The sequence below is a fragment of the Acinetobacter sp. YH12064 genome, from assembly GCF_013419735.1.
Lineage (GTDB): Bacteria > Pseudomonadota > Gammaproteobacteria > Pseudomonadales > Moraxellaceae > Acinetobacter > Acinetobacter amyesii.
The window spans coordinates 118,079-142,509 of record NZ_VOZP01000007.1; the positions used below are offsets into that span (position 1 = coordinate 118,079).

At 42.1% G+C, this 24,431-nt stretch carries 24 protein-coding genes; 8 read left to right on the forward strand and 16 right to left on the reverse strand.

Annotated features, from left to right (window positions below; all coding sequences use genetic code 11):
• Positions 1–17: 17 nt before the first annotated feature.
• Positions 18–533 (forward strand): methyltransferase type 11, encoded by a 516-nt coding sequence (locus tag FTU13_RS08865; RefSeq protein WP_180127413.1) that lies wholly within the window; start codon positions 18–20, stop codon positions 531–533.
• A gap of 199 nt (positions 534–732) precedes the next feature.
• Here the strand turns inward: FTU13_RS08865 and FTU13_RS08870 are convergent, their stop codons facing one another.
• From FTU13_RS08870 to FTU13_RS08880, 3 genes are all read right to left on the reverse strand, one after another.
• Positions 733–2,715 (reverse strand): 2-oxo acid dehydrogenase subunit E2, encoded by a 1,983-nt coding sequence (locus FTU13_RS08870; protein ID WP_180127416.1) that lies wholly within the window; start codon positions 2,713–2,715, stop codon positions 733–735.
• A gap of 2 nt (positions 2,716–2,717) precedes the next feature.
• On the reverse strand, positions 2,718–5,420 hold the full coding sequence (gene aceE / locus FTU13_RS08875) for a pyruvate dehydrogenase (acetyl-transferring), homodimeric type (protein ID WP_180127418.1): 2,703 nt from the start codon (positions 5,418–5,420) through the stop codon (positions 2,718–2,720).
• Between the two features lie 281 nt (positions 5,421–5,701).
• Complete coding sequence (locus FTU13_RS08880; protein ID WP_078193213.1) at positions 5,702–6,397, reverse strand: M23 family metallopeptidase; 696 nt, start codon at positions 6,395–6,397, stop codon at positions 5,702–5,704.
• A 106-nt stretch (positions 6,398–6,503) separates the two neighbouring features.
• On the opposite strand from FTU13_RS08880, the gene FTU13_RS08885 reads away from it, so the two are divergent.
• Complete coding sequence (locus FTU13_RS08885; protein ID WP_111884464.1) at positions 6,504–6,944, forward strand: DciA family protein; 441 nt, start codon at positions 6,504–6,506, stop codon at positions 6,942–6,944.
• A 97-nt stretch (positions 6,945–7,041) separates the two neighbouring features.
• On the opposite strand, the gene lpxC is transcribed toward FTU13_RS08885, so the two are convergent.
• From lpxC to gshB, 8 genes are all read right to left on the reverse strand, one after another.
• Entirely contained in the window at positions 7,042–7,944 is a 903-nt protein-coding gene (gene lpxC / locus FTU13_RS08890; RefSeq protein WP_078193215.1) for a UDP-3-O-acyl-N-acetylglucosamine deacetylase, read from the reverse strand.
• A 125-nt stretch (positions 7,945–8,069) separates the two neighbouring features.
• Positions 8,070–9,260, reverse strand: a complete 1,191-nt coding sequence (gene ftsZ, locus FTU13_RS08895; RefSeq protein WP_180127420.1) for a cell division protein FtsZ — start codon at positions 9,258–9,260, stop codon at positions 8,070–8,072.
• 159 nt (positions 9,261–9,419) lie between these two features.
• Complete coding sequence (ftsA, locus tag FTU13_RS08900) at positions 9,420–10,682, reverse strand: cell division protein FtsA (protein WP_111884462.1); 1,263 nt, start codon at positions 10,680–10,682, stop codon at positions 9,420–9,422.
• 68 nt (positions 10,683–10,750) lie between these two features.
• Positions 10,751–11,605 (reverse strand): cell division protein FtsQ/DivIB, encoded by an 855-nt coding sequence (locus FTU13_RS08905; protein ID WP_078193218.1) that lies wholly within the window; start codon positions 11,603–11,605, stop codon positions 10,751–10,753.
• Positions 11,606–11,608: 3 nt separating this feature from the next.
• Positions 11,609–12,538 (reverse strand): D-alanine--D-alanine ligase, encoded by a 930-nt coding sequence (locus FTU13_RS08910; protein ID WP_180161106.1) that lies wholly within the window; start codon positions 12,536–12,538, stop codon positions 11,609–11,611.
• Between the two features lie 59 nt (positions 12,539–12,597).
• Positions 12,598–14,046, reverse strand: a complete 1,449-nt coding sequence (murC, locus tag FTU13_RS08915; protein ID WP_078190576.1) for a UDP-N-acetylmuramate--L-alanine ligase — start codon at positions 14,044–14,046, stop codon at positions 12,598–12,600.
• A gap of 14 nt (positions 14,047–14,060) precedes the next feature.
• Positions 14,061–15,158, reverse strand: a complete 1,098-nt coding sequence (murG, locus tag FTU13_RS08920) for an undecaprenyldiphospho-muramoylpentapeptide beta-N-acetylglucosaminyltransferase (RefSeq protein WP_180127422.1) — start codon at positions 15,156–15,158, stop codon at positions 14,061–14,063.
• Between the two features lie 303 nt (positions 15,159–15,461).
• The gene (gene gshB, locus FTU13_RS08925) at positions 15,462–16,406 is read right to left on the reverse strand and encodes a glutathione synthase (protein ID WP_078190578.1); all 945 of its coding nucleotides are present in this window, start codon (positions 16,404–16,406) and stop codon (positions 15,462–15,464) included.
• Between the two features lie 344 nt (positions 16,407–16,750).
• Between gshB and FTU13_RS17585 the strand changes: the two genes are divergently transcribed.
• The 3 genes from FTU13_RS17585 (at position 16,751) to FTU13_RS08935 (ending at position 17,959) form a co-directional block, all read left to right on the forward strand.
• Positions 16,751–17,011 carry a hypothetical protein gene (locus tag FTU13_RS17585; RefSeq protein ID WP_306441869.1) on the forward strand — a complete coding sequence of 87 codons (261 nt, stop codon included), beginning with the start codon at positions 16,751–16,753 and terminating at the stop codon, positions 17,009–17,011.
• Between the two features lie 123 nt (positions 17,012–17,134).
• Positions 17,135–17,635: a GGDEF domain-containing protein gene (locus tag FTU13_RS17590; protein ID WP_306441883.1), complete on the forward strand. Its 501-nt coding sequence runs from the start codon at positions 17,135–17,137 to the stop codon at positions 17,633–17,635.
• Between the two features lie 126 nt (positions 17,636–17,761).
• Positions 17,762–17,959, forward strand: coding sequence for a DUF3565 domain-containing protein (locus FTU13_RS08935; protein WP_180101671.1), 198 nt, complete (start codon positions 17,762–17,764; stop codon positions 17,957–17,959).
• A gap of 41 nt (positions 17,960–18,000) precedes the next feature.
• Here the strand turns inward: FTU13_RS08935 and FTU13_RS08940 are convergent, their stop codons facing one another.
• From FTU13_RS08940 to pyrE, 3 genes are all read right to left on the reverse strand, one after another.
• On the reverse strand, positions 18,001–18,465 hold the full coding sequence (locus FTU13_RS08940) for an SMI1/KNR4 family protein (protein ID WP_076753373.1): 465 nt from the start codon (positions 18,463–18,465) through the stop codon (positions 18,001–18,003).
• Between the two features lie 85 nt (positions 18,466–18,550).
• Positions 18,551–19,273 carry a hypothetical protein gene (locus FTU13_RS08945; RefSeq protein WP_180127424.1) on the reverse strand — a complete coding sequence of 241 codons (723 nt, stop codon included), beginning with the start codon at positions 19,271–19,273 and terminating at the stop codon, positions 18,551–18,553.
• Between the two features lie 275 nt (positions 19,274–19,548).
• Positions 19,549–20,199, reverse strand: a complete 651-nt coding sequence (pyrE, locus tag FTU13_RS08950; protein WP_180041430.1) for an orotate phosphoribosyltransferase — start codon at positions 20,197–20,199, stop codon at positions 19,549–19,551.
• 40 nt (positions 20,200–20,239) lie between these two features.
• Between pyrE and FTU13_RS08955 the strand changes: the two genes are divergently transcribed.
• Both FTU13_RS08955 and FTU13_RS08960 read left to right on the forward strand, forming a co-directional pair.
• On the forward strand, positions 20,240–21,058 hold the full coding sequence (locus FTU13_RS08955; protein WP_078193225.1) for an exodeoxyribonuclease III: 819 nt from the start codon (positions 20,240–20,242) through the stop codon (positions 21,056–21,058).
• Positions 21,059–21,688: 630 nt separating this feature from the next.
• The gene (locus FTU13_RS08960) at positions 21,689–22,036 is read left to right on the forward strand and encodes a Spx/MgsR family RNA polymerase-binding regulatory protein (RefSeq protein WP_078193226.1); all 348 of its coding nucleotides are present in this window, start codon (positions 21,689–21,691) and stop codon (positions 22,034–22,036) included.
• Between the two features lie 103 nt (positions 22,037–22,139).
• Here FTU13_RS08960 and FTU13_RS08965 read toward each other — a convergent pair whose 3' ends face one another.
• On the reverse strand, positions 22,140–22,577 hold the full coding sequence (locus FTU13_RS08965; RefSeq protein ID WP_078193227.1) for a DUF2147 domain-containing protein: 438 nt from the start codon (positions 22,575–22,577) through the stop codon (positions 22,140–22,142).
• 155 nt (positions 22,578–22,732) lie between these two features.
• Here FTU13_RS08965 and FTU13_RS08970 point away from each other — a divergent pair, with 155 nt between their 5' ends.
• Complete coding sequence (locus FTU13_RS08970) at positions 22,733–23,644, forward strand: alpha/beta hydrolase (protein WP_078190587.1); 912 nt, start codon at positions 22,733–22,735, stop codon at positions 23,642–23,644.
• An 86-nt stretch (positions 23,645–23,730) separates the two neighbouring features.
• On the opposite strand, the gene FTU13_RS08975 is transcribed toward FTU13_RS08970, so the two are convergent.
• Complete coding sequence (locus FTU13_RS08975; RefSeq protein WP_078190588.1) at positions 23,731–24,300, reverse strand: FMN-dependent NADH-azoreductase; 570 nt, start codon at positions 24,298–24,300, stop codon at positions 23,731–23,733.
• Positions 24,301–24,431 lie beyond the last annotated feature (131 nt).

Consider the following 24,431-nt stretch of genomic DNA (forward strand, 5'->3'; position numbering starts at 1 on the left):
AATTTATTCAACACTATATGCATGTGCAGGATGTATTAATCATTGCAGGCGGCCCGTCTCAGCTCAGTTTTGACTTAACCACCATTCAGCCCTCAAAAAAGCTGCTAATCATTTGCTGTAATCAAAGTTTTCTTCAACTTCCTCAGGCTCAAATTGCCCATCATTCAGATTATGCATGGTGGTTACACTATCAACCCATGCTCAAAGCCTGCTTTCAAGGTGACATCATTAGCGGATGTGGTTTAGGTCACAACCGTCCATATCCTGAACATGAAGTGATTAACTTTAAAACCGTGCGTATCGATACGCAAGCGGAGTTATTTCATTCACCGTACTTTGTTTATGGTAATAATTGCGGCCTTCAAGCCTATTCACTCGCACATCTCTTTCAACCGCAGCGTATTTGGCTGATGGGCTATGACTTTCAGCACCAACACGGTCAAACACATGCATATCAGCATCAACATGTGCAAGAACTGGGGCATTATGAAAAGTTTTGGGGTTTATTTTTAATAAGACTTCCAACGCTTTGAACATTTACGACATAAGCTTTGGTCGACGGCGCACCCACATCGTACGCTTCCACTCACCTATAACCTCAACGCAAACTCGGCATTAAAGCTCTACCCTTCACCCATTGAACTTCCGGATTGGCTTTGTCAGTCCACCACCACGACGCCATAAAAAAACCCTGCCAAAGCAGGGTTCATTTTGAAACTTAAACAGGTCATATTAGATCAATAAAGTTCGGATATCTTTGAGCAGCTTCGTCAGTTTATTGGCAAAACGTGCAGCATCCGCTCCATTAATTACACGGTGATCGTATGACAATGACAGCGGCAGCATCAAACGTGGATCAAAGCTTTCACCATTCCATACTGGCTGCATGGTTGCAGGTGAAATACCCAAAATCGCCACCTGTGGCCAGTTGACCAACGGTGTAAATGCCGTGCCACCAATTGAACCCAGACTGGTAATGGTAAAGTTCGCACCTTGTAAATCTTTCGGCGACAATTTTTTGTCACGTGCTTTTTGACTCAGCTCACCCAGCTCAATTGCAATCTGCTTAATGGATTTTTGATCTGGATTACGCAGTACAGGCACGGTCAAACCATCAGGCGTGGCAACGGCAATCCCCATATGGATTTCATTACGTAACAATACTGACTTGCCATCATCAGACAAATGACCTGCAAATTCACGCTCTTCTTTCAACAAATAAGCCACTGCTTTGATGATGAAAGCCATAATGGTTAAGCCAATACCTTCTTTCTTAAAGTTAGCTTTTAAATCATTACGCCAAGCTTCAAGATCGGTAATATCCGCAGCATCGAATTGTGTCACTTGCGGGATAAAGTTGTTTAAAGACAATTGCGGAATCGACACTTGTTGTAAACGTGTCAAAACTTTCTCTTCGACACCACCAAAAGCATCAAAACTTGGCAACTTCGGCAAACCTGAAACCTGTGCCACAGCTTGCGCTGCTGGTGCAGCTTGCGGAGTGGTCAAACGGGTTTTCACATAAGCGAATAAATCTTCTTTCATTAAACGCTCATGCGGACCAGATGCTTTGACTTCTGCCAAAACCACACCCAATTCACGTGCAAGCTTACGAACGGCCGGACCTGCATACACTTTGGCATTGGCAGCATTTTGCTCTTTGGTGAGCTTATCTGCGCCTTGTGGTTGCGATGCCGTTTCAACTTTGCTTTCAGCTTTTGGAGCAACTGTCGCAGGCTGTGCTACAGCTGGAGCAGGTTTCGCTGCTGGCGCGGGTGCTGCAACAGCTTGACCTTCGGCTTCAATCGTCACTAAAGCGACGCCTTCAGAGACACTTTGCCCTAACTGAACATGAATCGCGATGATTTTACCAGCTGTAGAGCTTGGCACTTCTACCGTTGCTTTGTCTGATTCCACCACGATGATGCTTTGGTCTTTTTCAACCACATCACCCACAGCGACTAAAATTTCAGCCACTGCTGCTTTATCAACACCTAAGTCAGGCACTGCAATTTCAACAGGTCCAGACGCCGCAGCCGTAGACGACGCTAGTGTTGCTTCTGCAACAACAGGTGCAGCAACAGGCTGTGCTGTTTCTTGCACAGGAGCCGATTCAACCGCAGCAGATGAAGCCGCCGTTTTCACCGTTAAAATCACTACGCCTTCTTTCACTACATCGCCAGCACTGATCGTGATCGATTCGACACGGCCTGATACAGTACTTGGGACTTCGACTGTCGCTTTGTCGGATTCCACTACGATAATGCTTTGATCAACATCAATCTCATCACCAACAGAGACCAAAATCTCACTTACCGTAGCTTTCTCTACGCCAATATCAGGAACTTGCACATCGATGCTTTGCGACTGAGTAGCATTGGCTGCAACAGGTGCTGCTGCAGTTTGTTCTGCTTCCACAACCGGAGTTGGTTCTGCTGCTTCGTCTTCAGTTGCATTTTGTACTGGCTCAACGGTAGCAGCGCTTTGACCTTCTGCTTCCAACTCGATCAGCACAGCACCTTCAGCAACACTGTCACCCAGATTAACTGCAATGCTTTTCACCACGCCTGCCGAAGTGCTTGGCACTTCAACAGAGGCTTTATCAGACTCTAACAACACAATGCTGTCATCGACGCTAATGGTGTCGCCGACTTTCACTAATATCTCAGCGACCGTTGCTTTATCTACACCAATATCAGGAGTCGTAATTTGCATGATTAGTTCTCCTCTTTGTAGTCAGCCACAGCATGCAGTTCCGGCGTTTCCTGCGGAGCCCATGCCACTGGACGGTCAGTATCTAGTTCAAAGCTTGAGATAGCATCTTTGACTAAACGCGCATCAACTTCGCCTTCATCCGCGAGTTTTTTCAATGTTGCTACCACAATATGTGCGGCATCGACACCAAAGTAGCTACGTAAGTTGCCACGTGTATCTGAACGACCATAACCATCTGTGCCTAATGCAACGAACGGACGATTGTCTGGAAGATAGGCACGGATTTGTTCGCTATATGCACGCATGTGATCGGTTGCCGATACCACAATACCGTCTTTTTCACGAAGTAATTGAGAGACCCAAGCTTCTTTCGTATCTTCAGCCAACGGATGTAAGCGGTTGTATTCTTCACAGGCCATACCATCACGAGCTAATTCGTTAAAGCTAGTGACGCTCCATACGTTTGAATGAATTTGATATTCATCACGAAGGATTTTCGCCGCTTTAATCACTTCACGCAGAATCACACCTGAACCCATCAATTGAACCGTTGCTTTCTCATCTTCTTCGAAGAGATACATACCACGTTTAATGCCTTCTTCAGCACCTTCAGGAATAGCTGGATGTTCATAGTTTTCATTCATTACTGTTAAGTAGTAGAACACACGCTCTTGGTTCACGTACATGCGTTTTAAACCATCATGTACGATTACTGCCAACTCATAACCAAAACATGGGTCATAAGAAATACAGTTTGGAATCGTATTTGCCAAGATATGTGAATGACCATCTTGGTGCTGTAAACCTTCACCGTTCAGTGTTGTACGACCCGCAGTTGCACCGAGCAAGAAACCTTGCGCCTGTGCATCACCTGCAGCCCATGCAATATCGCCAATACGCTGGAAACCGAACATCGAGTAGTACATATACATCGGAATCATTGGCAAGTTATTGGTTGAATAACTGGTTCCTAACGCAGCCCAAGCACTCATCGCACCCGCTTCGTTAATCCCTTCTTGTAACATGTGACCATCTTTGGCTTCACGGTAATGCATCAACTGTTCTTGGTCTTCAGGGGTATATTTTTGACCATGCGCAGCATAGATCCCCAACTGACGGAACATACCTTCCAAACCGAAAGTACGCGCTTCATCCGGTACGATTGGCACAACACGATCTTTAATCGCTTTTTCTTTAAGCAGTGCAGAGATCAAACGCACCATCACCATAGTGGTCGATTGCTCTTTACCATTTGAACCTTTCAATACTGTATCAAAGACAGAAAGTTCAGGAATAGCCAACTGTTCACTTTCTTTACGACGTGCAGGTAGGTAACCACCCAATGCTTCACGACGTGCTTTCATGTATTTAATTTCAGGTGAATTTTCACTTGGACGGTAGAATGGCACTTCTTCAAGCTGTTCATCGGTAAATGGCAAGTTGAAACGGTTACGCACGTATTTCAACGACTCAAGCTGCATTTTCTTGATTTGATGCGTCTTGTTGACTGCTTCAATCTCTTCCGACAAACCATAACCTTTGACTGTTTTTGCCAAGATAACCGTTGGCTGACCTGTTTCCTTCATCGCTTCGGCATAAGCCGCATACACTTTGAATGGATCATGACCACCACGGTTCAGGTTATCAATATCTTCATCGCTTAAGTTGCGCACCAACTCTTCAGCTTCAGGATACTTACCAAAGAAATGTGCACGCGTATACGCACCGCCTTTCACTTGATAGCGTTGGAAGTCACCATCAACCGCTTCTTCCATCACCGCTTTTAAGGCACCTGAATCATCTTTTGCCAGTAACGGATCCCAATGACGACCCCATACCACTTTAATTACGCGCCAGCCTGCACCACGGAACAATGATTCAAGTTCTTGAATAATTTTACCGTTACCACGAACTGGGCCATCTAGACGCTGTAAGTTACAGTTCACGACCCAAATTAGGTTGTCGAGCTTTTCACGACCTGCAAGTGAAATGGCACCTGTACTTTCAGGTTCATCCATTTCACCATCACCGAGGTAAGCCCAAACTTTACGGTTTTCTTCTTTGATCAGGCCACGGTTCATCAAGTACTTTTGAATGTGTGCTTGATAGATCGACATGATTGGGCCTAGACCCATCGATACGGTTGGGAACTGCCAATAATCTGGCATCAAGTACGGATGTGGGTATGACGGCAAACCTTTACCCCCCACTTCACGACGGAAATTATTTAAATGTTCTTCAGTCAAACGACCTTCTAAGAACGAACGTGCATAGATACCCGGTGCACAGTGACCTTGATAATAGATCATGTCACCGCCAAAGCTGTCGCTATTGGCACGGAAGAAGTGGTTAAAGCCCACGTCATATAAAGTTGCAGATGATGCAAAACTTGCCAAGTGACCACCTAAGTCATCACCTGTTTTATTGGCACGCAGTACCATCGCTAAGGCATTCCAGCGGATCAGCGCACGAATACGGCGCTCCATATCCGAATCACCTGGCATAGGCGGTTGTTCTTCAACTGAAATGGTATTTAAGTAAGGAGTATTTAGTCGCTGAATGGGAACGTGCTTAGCAATCGCTTGTTGATAGAGTTTTTCAAGCAAAAATGCAGCGCGGTCAGTTCCCATGTGCTGTAAAACTGAATCAAATGCGTCCTGCCATTCTTGGGTTTCTTGCGCATCTGTATCGCCATAAAACGCCATACTTCACCTATCCTATGTGCTAAATATATGGCTCTATTAGTACCATATTTTGGCTAGGCTGAGTTATCGCCACAGATGAATACGAAATAGCTCTGTTATTTATTTACTAAATACTTATTGATTAATAATTACACAAATTTACATTTTTGGGTCAATTTTCGCCATTTTTCATACAGACAATATTTTTTAAAATGATAATTTTATAGTTATTAGCGATAAATAAAAAAGCCATTGTCTGTAGAGGTTCAGACAATGGCTTCGTATATAGATGTTATATGTGCTTATGGTAACATCGCTAAATACGTTGATGGATTTTTACGTTGACCATCTTTCACTACTTCGTAATGTAAATGTGGGCCAGTACAACGACCAGTACAACCAACGTTAGCAATATGCTCACCCGCAGCAACACGGTCGCCTACACGTGCAATTAAGCGTGATGCATGTGCATAACGTGTCAGGTAACCATTACCATGGTTAATTTCAACATATTGACCATAACCTGTGCCCCAACCTGACTTTGTTACAATGCCTGGACCCGTTGCATAAATAGGTGTGCCACTAGCCGCAGAAAGATCTAAACCTGAATGATTCTCCGCACGGCCCCCCATGGTACGACCACCATAGTTTGAACTTACACGCTTCATGTCTGGAAGTGGGTGGGCAATTAACCATGAATATGGATTATTTGAACTTGCTGAATAGTTTTTAGAGGAATTGCTTGAACCATATTTTTTTGCGATTGTCGCATTGTTGAGTTCAATTGATTTTTCACGAATTTTAACATTCAACTTTGTTTCTGCTGGAATATCAATATCATTGCTTTCAGAGTAAGCCCCTTGAGACAAAGTGCGAGTTAACTGTTCAATACGATCTGATGATGAATCTGCTTGATTTAATTCAACTAAATCTGCAAAAGCGACTGAAGCGGCCGAAGCAGCCAATGAAAACGCCAATAAAATACGTCGTAAATGCATAAAAAACCTCTATAAACTGTTCTCTTTTGTTCCTTGTGTGATTTCGTCCTTGATATCAGCCAAAAGGAGCGCATAAGATTAAGACATAAACATGTAGGAAATATGTATGTCAGAACCTGTCAACGTCTTTCAACCAACAAGAAAACACATAAAAACAGGAAACTTTTCGTTTCTCTCAACGCAAGTTGCTGCATGGCAGAAGCTTACGAAAATTGTCCAACCGCTATTACCCCAACCGGATCAATGGCAAGTCGTTTGTTATATAAACGGTGTACTTATATTAACTGGTGAAAATCAGGCACTGATAAGTCAGTTGGCCTATTTACAAAAGCAATATATTGCACAGTTATCACAAATATACGAATTCAAGGATTTACACAAGATTCAAGTTCGTCTGAGAACTCCGTCTCCAACGCCCCATTCCCCTGAAAAAATTTCAAGAACCCTCAGTACAGAAACTCAGGATTTACTCCGTAATGCTGCTGACTTTGTGAGCGACCCTAAGCTTAGCCAAGCAATGCTGCGTTTGGCAAGCAATAAAAAGTAACCACCGAGTTGTAACAGATAAATTTGAATATTCAGAATGTGACAGACTTAACACTTACAAATGATACAATATAACATCACTATTATAAGACAATGACTTATGTCACATTCACATAACTAATTGGGCAATCTTTAATGTCATCAAATGTTACAATTTCATAGCTGTCTGGATCACTTTTGACATTGCGTAATAACTGATTATTTAATGCATGACCTGACTTATAGGCATCATATTTCGCAATAATTTGATGACCGAGCAAATATAAATCACCCACGGCATCTAATATTTTGTGACGAACAAACTCATCTGAGAAGCGTAAACCTTCTTCATTGACCACACCATTATCATCTACGCCAATGGCATTTTCGAGACTTGCCCCTAAAGCCAAATTATTGGCTTTGAGGTAATCCAAATCTTTCATAAAGCCAAAAGTCCGCGCTTCACTAACTTCATAGACAAATGTTTCGGTTGAAAAGTCGATGGTTGCCGACTGAAATTCTTTCTTAAATGCAGGATGGTCAAAATCAATCGTAAAATTTAATTGGAAACCGTCATGCGGTTGGAAGGCAGCACGTTTATCATCGATCAGTGCTTCGACAGGTTTGCGTATTTTTATGAATTTTTTAGGTGCATTTTGTTCTTGTAGTTCACCTTGCATAAGCAAATAAATGAACGGGCCGGCACTCCCATCCATAATGGGCACTTCAGACGCCGACACTTCCACGATCAGGTTATCAATCCCTAAACCAGCAATCGCACTCATAATGTGCTCAATTGTGCCCACCTTGGCATTTTCTTGCACCAAGTTAGAACACATGAATGCTTCTTGAATCAGCATAGCATCGGCTGGAATATCAATCGGTGGATTTAAGTCGATACGACGAAACACAATCCCCCCATCGGCATGATGTGGCACAAAGTTAATCATCACTTTTTGCCCACTATGCAGTCCGATGCCACTCGCTTTCACGATGCGTTTCAGGGTACGTTGTTTCAACATGTGTCTTCTATCATCAGTTCACAAAACCGCTATACGTTAGCATATTTAGCCATTGATAAAAAACAAAAAGGTAGCTGATCAGCTACCTTTTGTAATCAACAGACACTTAAGTCATTGAATTTATGTTATTTACGTTGCTGATTTTTCAAATAGTCTTGAATACTCATTGGCGTAGGGCGTGAATTGGATGCTGACGCCGCTGCCGCAGCTGGAGCTACTGCTTCATTGTGCTGACGTTGAATCGCTGGCACATCATCTTCATCTACAGGTACTTGTGCAGAAGCGACTGTACGCGTTGCTTGTGCGACAGGGCGTTTCACTGGCTCAGCAGAATCGGCAGAATTACGAGTTAAACCCGTTGCGATCACCGTTACGCTAATTTCATCACGTGCATCTGGATCAAATACCGTACCGTAGAACACTTGACCTTCATCAAGATCGACAATTTGGTTCACCACATCAGTGATTTCTTCAATTTCACCGAAGGTTACATCATCGCCACCTGTAACATTAATCAAAATGCCTTTTGCATTCATGATGGTCACGTTATCTAACAACGGACTACGGATCGCTTGTTCAGCAGCTTGACGCGCACGGTTTTCACCACGACCAGAACCTGCACCCATCATTGCATAACCACGTGTACTCATGGCAGTTTTCAAATCGGCGAAGTCAAGGTTGATATGACCCGGACGCACGACAAGATCAAAGATACTACGCACCGCATTTAACAATACATCGTCTGCCTTTTTATAGGCATCTTTCATTGAAATATCGCGGAATACTTTAAGTAGACGTTGGTTCGGAATAATAATCAGAGAATCAACATGTTGCTCAAGTGCTTCAATACCTTTCTCAGCAGACTGCTGACGACGTTTACCTTCAAAGTTAAACGGAGTCGTCACCACACCTACAGTTAAGATACCCATTTCTTTGGCAATTTCAGCAACAACTGGCGCAGCACCTGTACCTGTACCACCACCCATACCTGCAGTCACAAACACCATGTCCGTACCTTCAAGGTGTTGGCGAATCAACTCACGGCTTTCTTCAGCAGCAGTTTGACCCACTTGTGGATTTGCACCTGCACCCAAACCACGCGTACTTTGCTCACCCAGTTGGATTTTAAATTGTGCATTCATGCGGTCGAGTGCCTGTTTGTCTGTATTGGCACAAACAAATTTTACACCTTCGATATCTGATTCCAACATGTGTTGCACAGCGTTACCGCCAGCACCACCTACACCGAATACTGTGAAACGGGCTTGACCGTTGCTGTCGCTTTGATCATCTTCTAAAAATTCAAATGAGGCCATGCCTAAAAAATTCCTAATCCATAATTGGCAGACACTTCAGCCCGTATACTGCCTTGATCTTAATAAAAATTGTTTTTTAGAATGCTGTCCAAGTTCCAGCTTGTCAAGTACAAGCAATAATCCGTACAACTTCCCAACAATATTCCCAAATATTTCAACTTAAAAGATCGACTTCAAGGTGTCATTGAAGCCCGACCATGCACGTTTTACCCGATTCAATACTGAAAGTTTTTCCGTATCTTCTGGCTCAACGATCGTATCTTGTGTTTCACTTTGACTGAAAATTAACAGACCTGCGGCAGTCGCGTATTGTGAACGACGTAAAGCGGCTTGCTGTTGATCATCAGCATACACTTGCATAGGTGGATTACCTAAATGTGCAGAAACACCTAACATCCGACGCGCAAATGTCACCATCCCTTCAATTTGGCAGGCATCACCTGTGAGTACAACACCATGGTATAAACCATGAATCGCACCATGATCCACCAACTCATTACGCACTTGATTAAAGATTTCTTCATAGCGCGCAATAATGATTTCGGTCAGTTCAATACGGCTAATGGTTTGTGGACCATCAATACCTTGGAACTGAATCATACTTTCAGGTTTAACCACTTTCAGATCAACACAACCATATAACAGCTTAATACGTTCAGCTTCTTCTGTTGTGGTTTGCAATACAGCAGCAATATCACGCGTTACATGCTCACCGCCACGTTGCAAAGTGTGTGTCATCGCCAAGCGACCATCTAAATACACCGCAATATTGGTCGTACCAGCACCAATATCAACCAAGCACACACCATATTCTTTTTCATCTTTAAGCAAACTAGCTTCAGCAGTTGCTAATGATGAAATGACCATGCGTTCAACACCAATATTGGCACCTTTTAATGCACGATCCAAATTCTGCATGGTGCTGATGGGCAACATCATCAAATGATAATGCCCTGTCATACTCCGTGCTGACATGCGAATCGGGTTTAACACCCATTCAGGTTCATCATCTAGTTCAAAACCTAAAGGTACAGCACTCACCAAATAATGGTCAGATGTTAAATGACTGGCTTTGGCCAGTTCTAAAGCACGCACCACTTCATTGGTGGTAATCGCATGGTCATTATTTTCAATTGGAGTACGACCAGAGGCATAAAAACTTTTTAGTTCAGCACTGGGAATGGAAATCCACGCAGAATGTACACGACATTCCGCCATATCTTCCGCTTCCTGCACTGCATTTTTAATTGCGGTAACAACTTTATCGAGACTGACAATTTTCCCTTTATTCATGCCGCGGTTACGAGCGGTCGCCATCCCTACCACTTGGATATTGTCTGGCGCGTGTACCTTACCAATCAAAACTGAAACTTTGTGTGTCCCAATGTCAATCGCAACAACCGAGGGAACAGCTTCATTCATTATTTACTACTACCATTCACATGTTTGTTTAATTTATGGCTTAAAGCCTCTACTTATAAAGCCGATCATTATGGCTTTACAGGCGCTGCATTCGCAATGCCTATGTCATCACTGGTTACAACAAACTGACCATTTACCGACTTTGCTGGCACAGAGTTTTTCCATTGAATCGCTAAACCATTTCGGTAGCGCAAATCGATGGCAGAAATTCGTGGCCAAACAGGTTTTAAGTCACTGTGTGCGAGATAACTTAAACGCTGCAACTTACTCATGGTCTGATCCTGATCGACAATTACGCGTAAGCCTGAATCAAACTGCATAAACCAAGTCATTCGTTCGGTTAAATATAATTCTTTTAAACGAATGCCAACAGGTATAAATAGTTGATTAATTTCATTATAGCGACGCATCATCATTTTGGACTGACTCGTCGGCCCATGCAATAACGGTAAATTCTGATGATTGGTCGGGGTTAATTCGGCAAATACATCACCACTGTCGCTTAACAATCGCCCAGTTCCCCAACGTGCAATCGCTTGACGCGGCATCACCCGTACACGAATTGCATTTGGCCAAGCACGCGATACCACCACGCGATCGACCCAAGAGATTTCTAAAGTACGGTCACGAATGACACGTAAATCAGAGGTAAAATAGTTTTCAGTCATCATCGGTGAAACGTATGATATGACTTGTTGTTTTTCTTGGGCGCTCCGCACACCCACCACATCAAGTTCAGCCACACGTGCATCCGTCATGACTTTATATAGCCCCCAAATCCCAGCAATCAAGACCACACATGCAATAAACAACAACAGCCATCCACCCACATTGGTAAGCTTTTCCTTACGTGTCGGTGGTTTGTCATGTATCGATGTCGTTGCTGCACGTTTACGGCGCATTGACGCAGGAAGTTGAGCCATAATTTAGTGTGCCGCACCTGTTAGGGTTTGTTCCAAAATTGCAACACAAAGATCATCAAAACTATAGCCTATAGCATTAGCAGCTTTAGGCACTAGAGAATGACTGGTCATACCCGGCACGGTATTTACCTCAAGTAACCAGAAGTTTCCTTCTGCATCTTGCATCGCGTCAATACGGCCCCAACCACTCGCACCTACCGCTTGGAAAGCGCGTAAAGATAAAGCTTGTAGACGCTTTTCTTCATCTTCAGTCAAGCCACATGGAATACCATATTGCACATCGTTACGGTTATATTTCGCTTCATAATCGTAAAAAGCCACATCTGCAGGCGGTTCTAAACGAATCACCGGTAAAGCCTGACCATTTAAAATCACAATGGTAAATTCACGTCCGGTAATCCATTTTTCAGCCATCACGACTGCATCATGCTGGGTCGCTTTTGCAATTGCTGTTGCAAAGTCTTCAATTTTTTCAACTTTGCTCATACCAATGCTTGAGCCTTCATGCACGGGCTTGATGATAAATGGCAAACCAATTGAATCTACAATTTCTTGTAAATCTGAGTCTTTGCTGATAATACGATAAGGTGCTGTCGGTAGTTCTGAACCTTGCCAAACTTGTTTAGTTTTGACTTTATCCATACCAATCGCCGAGCCTTGAACGCCCGTTCCAGTGTACGGAATGTTTAACCATTCCAAAGTACCCTGAATTTGACCATCTTCACCACCACGGCCATGAAGTACGATAAATGCACGGTCATAAGCCACCAACTCAGTCACACTGCGTTGCTGCGGATCGAATGCTTCGGCATTTACACCCGAACGCACCAATGCTTCAAGTACAGCTTTACCACTATCGAGAGAAACCTCACGTTCGGCAGATTTCCCACCTAATAACACGGCAACTTTGCCGAATTTTGAAGCATTTGACACGTTTATATCCTTAAACTTTTATCTACGGTCTAAACAAACTTTGGATCACCAAGCGGTGATCATTTTACATAGAGATTGTTTTGAGCAAGTTCGATTGAGATTGCTCCAACATTACCTGCGCCCTGTGTTAATAACAAGTCATTTGCTTGTAACACTTTTTTCATTACTGCTTGTAAGTTGCCTTCTACTGGATCGATGAGAATCGGTTCAACTTCACCACGTAGACGAATGCTTCGAGCCAATGCACGACTATCTGCACCCACAATTGGTTTTTCACCCGCAGGATAAACTTCTAATAACAACAGTTGATCGACTTGTGACAAGACATCGACGAAGTCATCAAAACAGTCACGCGTACGGCTAAAACGGTGCGGTTGGAACATCATCACTAAACGACGATCTGGATGACTTGCACGTGCCGCTTTAATGGTCGCTTCGACTTCTTTTGGATGGTGACCATAGTCATCGACCAATTTCACCAAGCCATCTTCAACTTCAAATTCGCCTTGTACTTGGAAACGACGACCTACACCACTGAAGCTTTCTAAGGCACGCGCAATCGCAGCATCAGAAACACCTTCATCCGTTGCAATACCAATCGCTGCCAAGGCATTTAAGATATTATGAAGACCCGGCAAGTTAATGGTTAAACGTAACGGCTCACGGTCTTTACGCAAAACTGTAAAGTGTGATTGCATGCCTTCTTGAGCCACATCAACAGCACGAATGTCATTGTCTTCATTGAAACCATACGTCACGACAGGACGACCAATACGCGGCATAATTTCACGGATGTTGGCATCATCACCACACATCACGGCTAAACCGTAAAATGGAAGACGCTGTAAAAATTGCACAAAGGTATCTTTCAATACATCAAAGCTACCGCCATAGGTATCCATATGGTCAGCGTCGATATTGGTGACAATCGTTGCCATCGGCTGTAAATGCAGGAATGACGCATCTGATTCGTCCGCTTCAGCCACGATATAACGGCTTGCACCCAATGCAGCATTCACACCAGTACGATTTAACAAACCACCAATGACATAAGTTGGGTCTAGATTTTCTTCTGCCAACATGCAGGTCACAAGACTGGTTGTCGTAGTTTTGCCATGCGTCCCCGCAACGGCAATACCATGACGGTAACGCATTAATTCACCCAACATTTCTGCACGACGCACGACAGGTGTACGAGTTTCAATCGCCGCTTTCACTTCCGGGTTTTCAGAATCAATAGCTGTTGATACCACGATTACATTGGCGCCTTGAATATTTTCAGCAGCATGACCGATGAAAACTTGAATGCCGTTTTCTTCAAGCTGAGCCGTGGTTTTCGACGCTTTAATATCTGAACCTGAAACTTTATAGCCTTGGTTTTTCAATACTTCGGCAATACCGCACATGCCCGCACCACCAATCCCAATAAAATGGATGTGTTTAATACGGCGCATTTCTGGCACTTTAATGAGCTTTTTCGCTTGATCGGCAGGCGTTGATGGAGACATAGATTACTCGAATTTTACAAATCTTGAATTAAACCAACCACGTGCTGTGTCGCATCGGGTTGTGCCTGTTGTCGAGCCTTAACCGCCATTTCCATAAGTCGTTGGCGATTCATCAGCGGCTTCAACAACGCTGTTAAACTTTCTGCGGTCATGTCCGCTTGTGGGCAAATTTTTGCAGCATTGATATTGGCCAAGAACCCTGCATTTGCAGTTTGATGGTCATCCACTGCACTTGGCAGAGGAACAAAGACGGCTGCTACACCCGCTGTCGCAATTTCAGTGACGGTTAGTGCACCAGCACGGCAGATAATCAAATCCGCTGCAGAATAGGCTGCTGCCATATCTTCAATAAACGGCTGAACGTCAACTTGTATATGTTCAGGTGCGTTTGCATAACGAGCCAATGTGCTTTCAGCATTATTTTGACCACACTGATGATATACACTCAGGGGCTGTTCTAATTGCTGCAAAGCAGCCGGCACACATTCATTTAAGGCACGTGCGCCCAGTGAGCCCCCTACAATTAAAACCCGTAATGGCAACCCAGCTTTTTCACGCTCTTGGTAACGCCATGACGGATTTAAAATTTCTGTAATTTCCTTACGTACAGGATTACCTGTGGTTACGATTTTATCTTGTGCAGGAAAGGTATTTGGAAATGCCTGACAGACAATTTTAGCCACACGTGACAACTGCGTATTGGTAAAACCTGCTACAGCATTTTGTTCATGGATAATGACTGGTATGCCCAATGCACGAGCCGCCAAGCCACCTGGCCCAGCCACATAACCCCCAAAGCCTGCAACTGCATCAACTTTGAGTTGTTTCATATAACGCATGGCACTCAATGTAGCTTTGAGAATTTTAAACGGTGCCATCAGCTTACGCACGACTCCATTGCCGCGCACGCCTTGGATATCAATTTGATAAATTGGAATATTATGATTTTTAAGCAGGCGATTTTCCATGCCTGTTGGCGTTGCGAGCCAAGAAACTTCACAGCCTTGTTGTTGCAACTCTTTGGCAACAGCGAGCGCTGGAAAGACGTGACCACCGGTTCCGGCAGCCATCATCATGACATGTTTCGGCTTTACTTGCGTTACTTCGGTCACTGTCTAATTCTTCAATTCTAAAAAGAGGCTAATGATATTCGATTTTAAGCAAACAATTGTAATCACAAACGCATGACCGTGAAAGGTAATTTACTTTTTTTCAACAGGCGTATGATTGTTTTTTTCTACTATTTTAAAAGTTTAAACTAGTTTTATTATTAATCTATGAGAATTGAAAAAAAATCAGACAATTTTTCACTTTAATTGCATTCACTTACATTTTTTTTGCTTTTTAAGCTCCCCTCCCCTGAGGGCAGGACAAAAAAAGAGCCCGTGGAGGACTCTTTTAAATCTAGTGCAAAATTAAGCTTTTAAACCTGCCTCAAGGACATCGAATAGATCATCGGCAATCGAGGTGCCAAATTGCGCATCAATTTCACGTACGCAGGTTGGACTGGTGACATTAATTTCAGTCACGTAATTACCAATCACATCCAGACCAACAAACACTAACCCTTTTTCACGAAGGAATGGCCCAACTTTGGCTGCAATGGCTTTATCATTTTCGGTCAATGGACGCGCCTCGCCCAAACCACCTGCCGCCAAGTTGCCACGCACTTCGCCATTTTGCGGAATACGCGCCAAACAATACGGTACGGGTTCGCCATTGATCATCAAGATGCGCTTGTCGCCATCCACAATTTCTGGGATGTAACGCTGCGCCATAATCGGCTGTGTGCCGTTATTGGTCAGGATTTCAATGGTTGAACCAATATTAACGCCATCTTGGTATAAACGGAAAATGCCCATACCGCCCATGCCGTCTAATGGCTTCACAATCACATCGCCATGTTCTTGTAAAAATTCACGAATCAGACTTTGTTGTGAAGTCACCAAGGTCGGTACTTGAAGTTCAGGAAATTGCGTCGCAAACAATTTTTCATTGCAGTCACGTAGGCTTTGCGGTTTGTTAATAATCCATGCGCCTTCGCGTTCAGCCTGTTCCAAAATATAGGTGGTGTAGACAAAGTTCATGTCAAACGGCGGATCTTTACGCATCAAAACCACGTCATAAGCAGCAATTGATTCTTTTTGTTTTTCGCCGAGTTCGTAATAGTGGTTGTAGTCTTCAAAAACTTTTAGCGGAGAAATCAAACCAAAGGCTTTGCCTTGATCGATATATAAATCTTGCTGTAATGCATAGCCTAGCTCATGTCCACGACGTGCTGCTGCCCATAGCATCGCCATTGAGGTATCTTTTTTTAGGTTTACATTTTCGATGGGATCCATCACAACAAGTACACGCATTATTCAGTGCTCTGTTCATTATCAATTTATGAACGAGTATAGCCGAGATTTTTCTTTTGTTTATTCTGATTTTGCATGTGTATGTATGGATTCGTGTGATGCAGGCGATAATTCAAAACATTTCTATCATCGGCCTTATCTCAATAATGGAAATAAGCTTTAATCACATCATGTGATAGGTCTGCGTAAATAAATACCAAAGCATTGCTACCTGTTTAATTACTTCCAAATATACTTAGCCCTATTTTTGGTTAAAAAATACGTGATTTTTTTATTTTTTTTAGATATTGTGTTAATTATTGTAAATAAAAAAATAGAATTCATTGAGGATCAACATTGAGCAGATGGCTATCATTCTTGATGCTTTACCAGACCCTGCATTTGTCATATCACGTAGTGGAAAATACGTTGCAGTTTTTGGCGGGCGCGATAATCGTTATTATCACGATGGTTCCGGTCTTGTTGGTACCTATATTTCAGATGTGATCAAGCCAGATAAAGCCAACTTGTTTATGCAACTGATCGACCAAGCTCTAGCATCAGGAAATCTACTCATCGAAGAGTATGAGCTGAGCAATAGGGATGTAAAAGGTCTGCCCGACTAAGGTCCTGAAGAGCCCATTTGGTTTGAGGTGCGCATCCAAGCTCTCAGTTTTTCGGTAGATGAAGAAGACGTTGTACTTTGGGTCGCAAGTAATATTTCAGCGCGTCACGACTAGGAAATCAAGCTGAAGGAACTCAGCCATACAGATCAGTTAACTGGTCTTTTCAACCGAAGAAAATTAGAGCATGATTTAGCATTACATTATGAGTCATACCTACGGCATTCCATACAGACCTCGATCTTGATGTTCGATCTTGATAACCTCAAAAAAATCAACGACAGTAAAGGCCATCATGTCGGTGATGAGGCAATCCGAGCAGTCGCAGATATTCTTCGTTTAACACTGCGCAAGACTGATTGCGCCTGCCGCTTAGGTGGAGATGAGTTTGTGGTCGCCTTGCCCAATACGGGCTGCGAGCAGGCCATCCAGTTTGCCAAACGGATTCATGAACATTCCAGAAAAGAATTAAGTCGGTTTTCAATAGATAACGCGCATGTCACCGTGAGCATAGGAGTGACAACCATCATGCCTGAAGATTGCACCTATGAAGATACCATTAAGCGCGCTGATCTAGCGCTGTATAAAGCCAAACATGGCGGGAAAAATAGAATTGTCGCGGCCTAAGCGTGCGGCAGAAATAAACCAAATTTCACAGTTTATTTAGCAATTTGATATTCAAACCTTTGTAATTGTTCAAGATGAACTCTCTTCCCTTTTTCAGCATCATTTTAATTTAGATAGGTGTTTGATATGCAACAAGCCATTGTTGATTTTGCCTTGGATGATGAAAATCATTGGTATGCCATTTTAGCTTGTGGTCATACACAGCATGTCCGACATGATCCTCCATGGCAAAACCGCCCTTGGGTTTTGACGGAGCAAGGACGGAATGAAAAGTTAGGGGTGATGTTGGAATGTAAGAAGTGTGATGAAGAGAGTTTCGTATAAGAGATTTTATGTTAAATATAGTCTCAGGCTAATAATTTAAGCTATCTTAGTAAGTTCAAAAAATTATCAAAACTATCACATACTTCTATCAATTCTAATTTAGGCTGTCCATGTTGATCCTTGATATATTGATCATGGTACATAAGAACTACTTTCGGATTATTAACGTCAGATCTGTAGTCAAATCCGATATAGTCACCACAACCATTTAGTCCAAAGACGACTATCTTATCATGGCCATATATATCCTGATCTTGACAGTTTTCAATATGATCACCTCCTACCCCTTGTCCAAAACAACAAAAGGCTATGCTAGATTCTCCAACTTCATTGTTAGAATCAGAATATTCAAAGCTATTCTCAATAAATTGCACCCCATTGTGGGAAGCAATCAGCTTTTTATAACTTAAAGGAAAATTAATTTTATTATCTTGCTCAAAAATTTCTATGACCTTTACGTCGATTGGTCCGAAGTCATACATAATATTTAAGTTCTGATAAGGCATATGATTGTTTTACCTGCTAGGAATAACGAAATTTCGTATAATCGCCATTATGTTAAATAAGAAAATTAGTAATTTATTTCTTATATTATTTATAGGCAGTATTATTAACCCACAATCCTAGCTTCGTAATAAAGCAAGTATAATCATCCTCAACGTCAAAGCTGTAAGTTTTTAATCGGAATGCCTCTGAGAGAACGTGAACACTTTCACCATTAACACATATTGGACTAGGTACATTATCATCACCTATACATTCGATAGGTCCTTCTAAGCCATATTTGATAAAAGTAAAATATTCAACATTTTCAATATCAAAACCTTTTTTATCCGCATTAAATATATTGCTAGGATGGTAACTTCCAGCCACATTTTCCATACTTGTTTTTCGTAATGGATTCACCATAAAAACAAGACCAATGATTTCTTGATCAGATGTTTCTATAGCTTGACCGTTCTTCAACTCATCCAAGCGCGTCCATCCAATATTCTTAACCCAGAATATCTGATTAGACCTCAGCATATTACTGACCATTTTTCCTTTGCGAGAAAGTTGCAATAATTTGCTTTTATTTAATTTTGATAAATCTGTATTTGCTTTAATTTGGAAATAGGTTAGCTCCCAAATCTCACTATTCTCACAAGTAGATATTCTTATAACAGGTTTATAGCATAACTCTCCGTCACCATTTTTTGGCTTTGACAGTACTAAATCTCCGACTTTAATGTTCTGAATGGCGATTAAACCTTTGTCTGTATTTATACGTGTTCCAGCAGGAAAACCAGCCCCTGAATTAAGATATGAGTCCATAAGTCTCTCTTATATTTTTAATTTGATGATTAGTGAGCTTTCCTAAAATTAACATAATACACGTTATACGAAATTCTTTAAATTTTCTATAAGCATCAATACTTTAACTAAAGCCGTTTCAGTAAATAGCGCACTGAGACGGCTTTTTATTGATTCTTCACGTTTAACGCCTACTTTTTAAGCAATATTTCACGTTTTTTATTAGTTAGATGCAACAATCATCATTTAAAGACGTAAAAAAGGCAGCTTCAGCTGCCTTTTGAAATCCCGAAAAATTAGATGCCGTATTTAACACGGTACGCTTCCATTTTCGCCAAGGCTTCAGTTTCGCCTTTTGCATCTAAGAAAGTCATTAAATCTTTCATAGTGATTAAAGCATGTACAGGAATTTCTAACTCTTTTTGTACTTCTTGAATCGCAGACAAATCACCTTGTCCTTTTTCTTGACGGTCTAGTGCAACCAATACGCCCGCAATTTGCGCGCCAGCATTTTTCAAAATAGTCACTACTTCACGAATCGCTGTGCCCGCAGTGATCACATCATCAATAATCCAGACTTTTTTACCTTCAACAGACGCACCAACCAATACACCGCCTTCCCCATGGTCTTTCGCTTCTTTACGGTTAAAGCCCCAAGGTACGCTCACACCATGGTTCTGTGACAGTGCGACAGCCGTTGCTGCTACAAATGGAATACCTTTATAAGCTGGGCCAAAGACCACTTCCACATTATCGCATTGTGTTAATTTAGCTGCATAGCCAGAAGCCAATAATGATAAGGCTTCGCCATCGTTTAGTAGACCTGCATTAAAAAAATAAGGACTCACACGACCCGATTTTAAAGTAAACTCACCAAATTTAAGCACACCACGTGATAATGCGAGTTCGATAAAAGCTTGTGGATTAAATGCCGCTTGCGCTGTCATGAGGTGCTCCATTTTTTTAAGTTTGAGGTTAAACCTGAGCATGATACCAAAGAGTAGCTATCCAAGTGATCAAAAAATTTTACGTGTCGTTTCAATTAATGTGAATGGTCTGCGTTCCGCTGAAAAAAAAGGTATTTTTGACTGGATGGCAACTTCAGATGCCGATGTCATCTGCATGCAAGAAAGCCGCATTACCCATGAACAATGGACCGATAAATTTAAACCCGAAGGTTGGTTTACACATCTTTTCCCTGCAGAACGCCCAGGCTATGCCGGTACTGCGATTTATAGCCGCCTACCTTTTGTTTCAGTGACAGATGGTTTAGGTTTTGAATTGGCAGACACTCAAGGCCGCTTTATTTCTGCTGAGTTCGATTTAGGACTTGGACAAACTGCACATATTTGCTCGCTCTACCTGCCTTCTGGTTCATCGGGTGAAGAAGCTCAGGCGCGCAAAGACCTATTTTTAGGCGAATATCAACAAATTTTGAAGCAATGGCGTGCTGAAAATAAGTCAGTGATTGTTTGCGGTGACTACAACATCGTACACAAACGTATTGATATTAAAAATTGGTCTGGGAACCAAAAGGCTTCAGGCTGCTTACCACATGAACGTGCATGGCTCGATCATATTTATGATGAGCTTGGCTATGTCGACACCTTCCGTGAGGTACGTAAAGAAGCCGAGCTTTACTCTTGGTGGTCTAACCGAGGACAAGCGCGTGCCAAAAATGTGGGTTGGCGTATCGACTACCATGCATGTTCACCAGACTGGAAAGAACGTACAGTCAATGCTTGGATATTTAAAGATGAATGGTTTAGCGACCACGCCCCTGTGATTATTGATTATAAAATTTAAGCTTCCAACAATTAATTGAGTAAACAATTGTTTACTCAATTAGAGCTTATTTCTCACATTACATGACGAATTTGTGGATTTATCTCATAACTTGAACATAGCATTATGGTCGCACGGCAAAGGGACATGTCAGGATGACATAAAAGGATTGGACGCCGAAGGAAGTATAAAAACAAACTAAATGATTTAGCTTGTTTTCAAGGATGTGACAATGGACGTTGGATTGAGACCCGCATGATCAGGATGATTAAATGCGGGTTTTCTCTTATCTAGCCCCCACATCTCTAGACTCAAACATCCCCCCAAATAAAACAGCTAAAAATTCGATCTGCACAGCATTTTCTTATTCTCGCTTTCTTTCTACTTTTGACTGTGCAACCTTAAGCTGAATTTTCTTGTTATTGCATCGCTTTCTTTTCTGAGCATCGTTTTGTTCTGTAGGCTATTCTAAAAGACCAAAATGTCGTTTTGATGACAATACCCAATATTTATTACATGCGACTTTTGCAGCAAAACATTTATTTCTCAATCCACATCAAGATCGAGCTTTGAGCATTGATGAATTAGCCTGTAGGATAATGCTGAAGTGTATTTTTATCTTATTGTTTGAATAATTGAGGACACATGTTCATGCTTAAAATTTATGGCATCAAAAACTGTAATACCATGAAAAAAGCTTTCGACTTGCTCAACGAATTAGGCCTAAGCTACGAATTTCATGACTATAAAAAACAAGCGATTGATGCTAAAACCGTAAAAAAATGGCTTAATGCCAAAGGCGCTGATGTGATTCTCAACAAAAAAGGCACCACATGGAAAAAACTCAGTGAAGAAGAGCAACAGACAGCCTTAGCCAGTGAAGAAAATTTGATTCAGTGTTTAACAGCGCATAGCAGCATGATTAAACGTCCTGTACTCGATACAGGTAGTGATTTATTGGTTGGCTTTGATGAAAGCGCTTACCGTGCATTGAAATAAATTTTTTATCACACTCATGCACGGCTCTAGTTCAATTGTGGCTGAAAATAGGCTATAAAAAAGCCTGACATTGTCAGGCTTTTTTTGTTTGAATCATGTCAAATTAGTTGGCACGAATCCATGTTTGATTACGACCTAAAGCAGCAACGCCAATAAAGCCGCGAAGCTCTAGTTTTTTGCCACCATCAGCCAATTGACCTTTTAACTTGTAAGTTTTACCTGATTGAGGATCCAAAATTGAACCATCTTCATAGCTTGTACCACCTACATTTTTAAGACCTGTCACAATACGTAAGCCTTTTAATGATTTATTGTGATATGGGCCTTCACATTTTTTACAAGCGTTCTCTTCACCTGGTGTCAAAACTGACTGAATGCTCGCAGAAAGCGTACCATTTTTTTGCTCGGTGAATTTTACAATCGCTTTTGGTTGCTTGGTTTTATCATCAATGGTTTTCCAAGTTGTACCATTTAGCGGATCTGCAGCATTTGCAAATGCGGCTAAACTCATCAATCCTAATGCTAGTGCAATTTTTTTCATTTTTGTTTATTTCCCTGGTCTGATATAGACGACATTAGTATCCAAAAGTCACAACAATTTATCAATTTTTGTATGTGACCGTTTAGTGTAACCTTGTAATTTGTGTTGGTAAATATGCTCACACGATTCCAAAAATAGAAAAAGATGGAAAGACAATGAAGATATCGCCACTGACGAAACAACTGATTACAGAAAGCATTTTAAAAACCACAATTCGTGGGCCGAGCCAGTTTAATTTACCACCCAATACTTTACGTTTTGCTTTGGAACAAATGTGTCGTGCATTTCCCCAAAACCCGGATGTACAAATTCGTCCAATTCGCTTAGCTGGCTTAAAAGCCGAAGAAATCAAGCCGCAACAGGCATCGACCCAACTCATTTTTCATATTCATGGGGGCGCATTTTTCTTGGGTTCGATGAACACGCATCGGGCGTTTCTGACCCAAGTTGCCGCACGCACGCAAATGCAAGTGTTACATTTGGATTATCCTTTATCCCCAGAAGCGCAGTTTCCTGAAGCACTCGATGCCCTTTTTGATGTGTATGCGGTGTTATTAGATCAAGGGGTTCAAGCCAAAGATATTATTTTGTCAGGCGACTCTTGTGGTGCAAACTTGGCGCTCGCCTTAGCCCTTAAAATTCAACAGGAACAACTTCCACAAGTCAGTGGTTTGGTGTTGATGTCACCGTTTTTAGACTTGACGCTGAGTAGTGAGTCTTTGCGTTATAACCGTAAGCACGATGCGCTGTTAAGCATAGAAGCTCTCGAAACAGGCATTGATTATTATGTACCCCGCTCGGTCGATCGAGCTGATCCATTGGTCTCGCCTTTTTTTGCCGAACTCAAAGGACTGCCTCCGATTCATATTCAAGTGGGTTCTAAAGAAATTTTATTGGATGATGCGCAGCGCTTTAAAGTCAAAGCAGAAGAAGCCGGCCTAGATGTCGAATTCAAGTTATACACTGGCATGTGGCATAACTTCCAAATGTTTAGCCCATGGTTTGAAGAAGGACAGCGTGCGCTAAGTGATTTAGCCGATTTTGCACATCGACTGGATCAGGATTAATCGCTGAAAAATAATCCCTGAAATGGATCAAAGTCACCATAAAAAAAGGTCAGCAGATGCTGACCTAAGAGGGAAATGTCAATCTGTTAAATGGCTTGAATTTGAGCCTGAGCTGTCGCCATTGCCTGTGCTTTCATATCTGGTCCCATATTGACACCTTCGGCACGAATCACATCAATATCACTGACACCTGTAAAATTAAACACGGCTTTTAATAAACCTTCTTGATAATCTACAGGGCTGTTATCGCCATACACACCGCCACGACTGCTGGCAATATAGACTTTTTTGTCACCTGCCAAACCCACTGGACCTTGTTCTGTATATTTAAAGGTACGACCTGCAACACTGATACGGTCTATCCATGCTTTCAAAGTTGATGGCAAACCGAAGTTATACATAGCAGCACCAACCACAACCACATCGGCATCCAAATACTGTTGTAACAGTTGCTCGCCTAAAGCCGATTGTTCTGCATTCTGACCCATCAAAATTTCACTGCTGAGATGTGGAATCTGCTGTACAGCTAAATCGAGATGCTGAACCTGCGCAGCATCCCCATGTTTTTGCTGTAGCTGTTGTACAATTTCAGCGCTAAGTTGACGCGAAACTGAAGCGTCGCCCATGATGCTTGAATCAATATGCAAAATTTTCATGACTAAAACCTAAAGCTGTTGTTATTAACTTGAGCCTAGTGTAATCACTTTTCATAAATAGAATAATCCCGATCCTTATGACACTATGTTTTATTTTTAGAACAATCTTTTTGAACTCGTAAAAAATTTAA

Coding starts and splice junctions, on each gene's coding strand:
- FTU13_RS08970 (WP_078190587.1), top strand. CDS start 22,733: ATGAAGATATCGCCACTGACGAAACAACTGATTACAGAAAGCATTTTA.
- FTU13_RS08880 (WP_078193213.1), bottom strand. CDS start 6,397: ATGCATTTACGACGTATTTTATTGGCGTTTTCATTGGCTGCTTCGGCC.
- FTU13_RS08885 (WP_111884464.1), top strand. CDS start 6,504: ATGTCAGAACCTGTCAACGTCTTTCAACCAACAAGAAAACACATAAAA.
- lpxC (WP_078193215.1), bottom strand. CDS start 7,944: ATGTTGAAACAACGTACCCTGAAACGCATCGTGAAAGCGAGTGGCATC.
- murC (WP_078190576.1), bottom strand. CDS start 14,046: ATGTCTCCATCAACGCCTGCCGATCAAGCGAAAAAGCTCATTAAAGTG.
- ftsA (WP_111884462.1), bottom strand. CDS start 10,682: ATGAATGAAGCTGTTCCCTCGGTTGTTGCGATTGACATTGGGACACAC.
- FTU13_RS08865 (WP_180127413.1), top strand. CDS start 18: ATGCATGTGCAGGATGTATTAATCATTGCAGGCGGCCCGTCTCAGCTC.
- FTU13_RS08935 (WP_180101671.1), top strand. CDS start 17,762: ATGCAACAAGCCATTGTTGATTTTGCCTTGGATGATGAAAATCATTGG.
- FTU13_RS08945 (WP_180127424.1), bottom strand. CDS start 19,273: ATGGACTCATATCTTAATTCAGGGGCTGGTTTTCCTGCTGGAACACGT.
- pyrE (WP_180041430.1), bottom strand. CDS start 20,199: ATGACAGCGCAAGCGGCATTTAATCCACAAGCTTTTATCGAACTCGCA.
- FTU13_RS08870 (WP_180127416.1), bottom strand. CDS start 2,715: ATGCAAATTACGACTCCTGATATTGGTGTAGATAAAGCAACGGTCGCT.
- FTU13_RS08905 (WP_078193218.1), bottom strand. CDS start 11,605: ATGGCTCAACTTCCTGCGTCAATGCGCCGTAAACGTGCAGCAACGACA.
- ftsZ (WP_180127420.1), bottom strand. CDS start 9,260: ATGGCCTCATTTGAATTTTTAGAAGATGATCAAAGCGACAGCAACGGT.
- gshB (WP_078190578.1), bottom strand. CDS start 16,406: ATGCGTGTACTTGTTGTGATGGATCCCATCGAAAATGTAAACCTAAAA.
- FTU13_RS08975 (WP_078190588.1), bottom strand. CDS start 24,300: ATGAAAATTTTGCATATTGATTCAAGCATCATGGGCGACGCTTCAGTT.
- aceE (WP_180127418.1), bottom strand. CDS start 5,420: ATGGCGTTTTATGGCGATACAGATGCGCAAGAAACCCAAGAATGGCAG.
- FTU13_RS08955 (WP_078193225.1), top strand. CDS start 20,240: ATGATACCAAAGAGTAGCTATCCAAGTGATCAAAAAATTTTACGTGTC.
- FTU13_RS08940 (WP_076753373.1), bottom strand. CDS start 18,465: ATGCCTTATCAGAACTTAAATATTATGTATGACTTCGGACCAATCGAC.
- FTU13_RS08965 (WP_078193227.1), bottom strand. CDS start 22,577: ATGAAAAAAATTGCACTAGCATTAGGATTGATGAGTTTAGCCGCATTT.
- FTU13_RS17585 (WP_306441869.1), top strand. CDS start 16,751: ATGGCTATCATTCTTGATGCTTTACCAGACCCTGCATTTGTCATATCA.
- FTU13_RS08960 (WP_078193226.1), top strand. CDS start 21,689: ATGCTTAAAATTTATGGCATCAAAAACTGTAATACCATGAAAAAAGCT.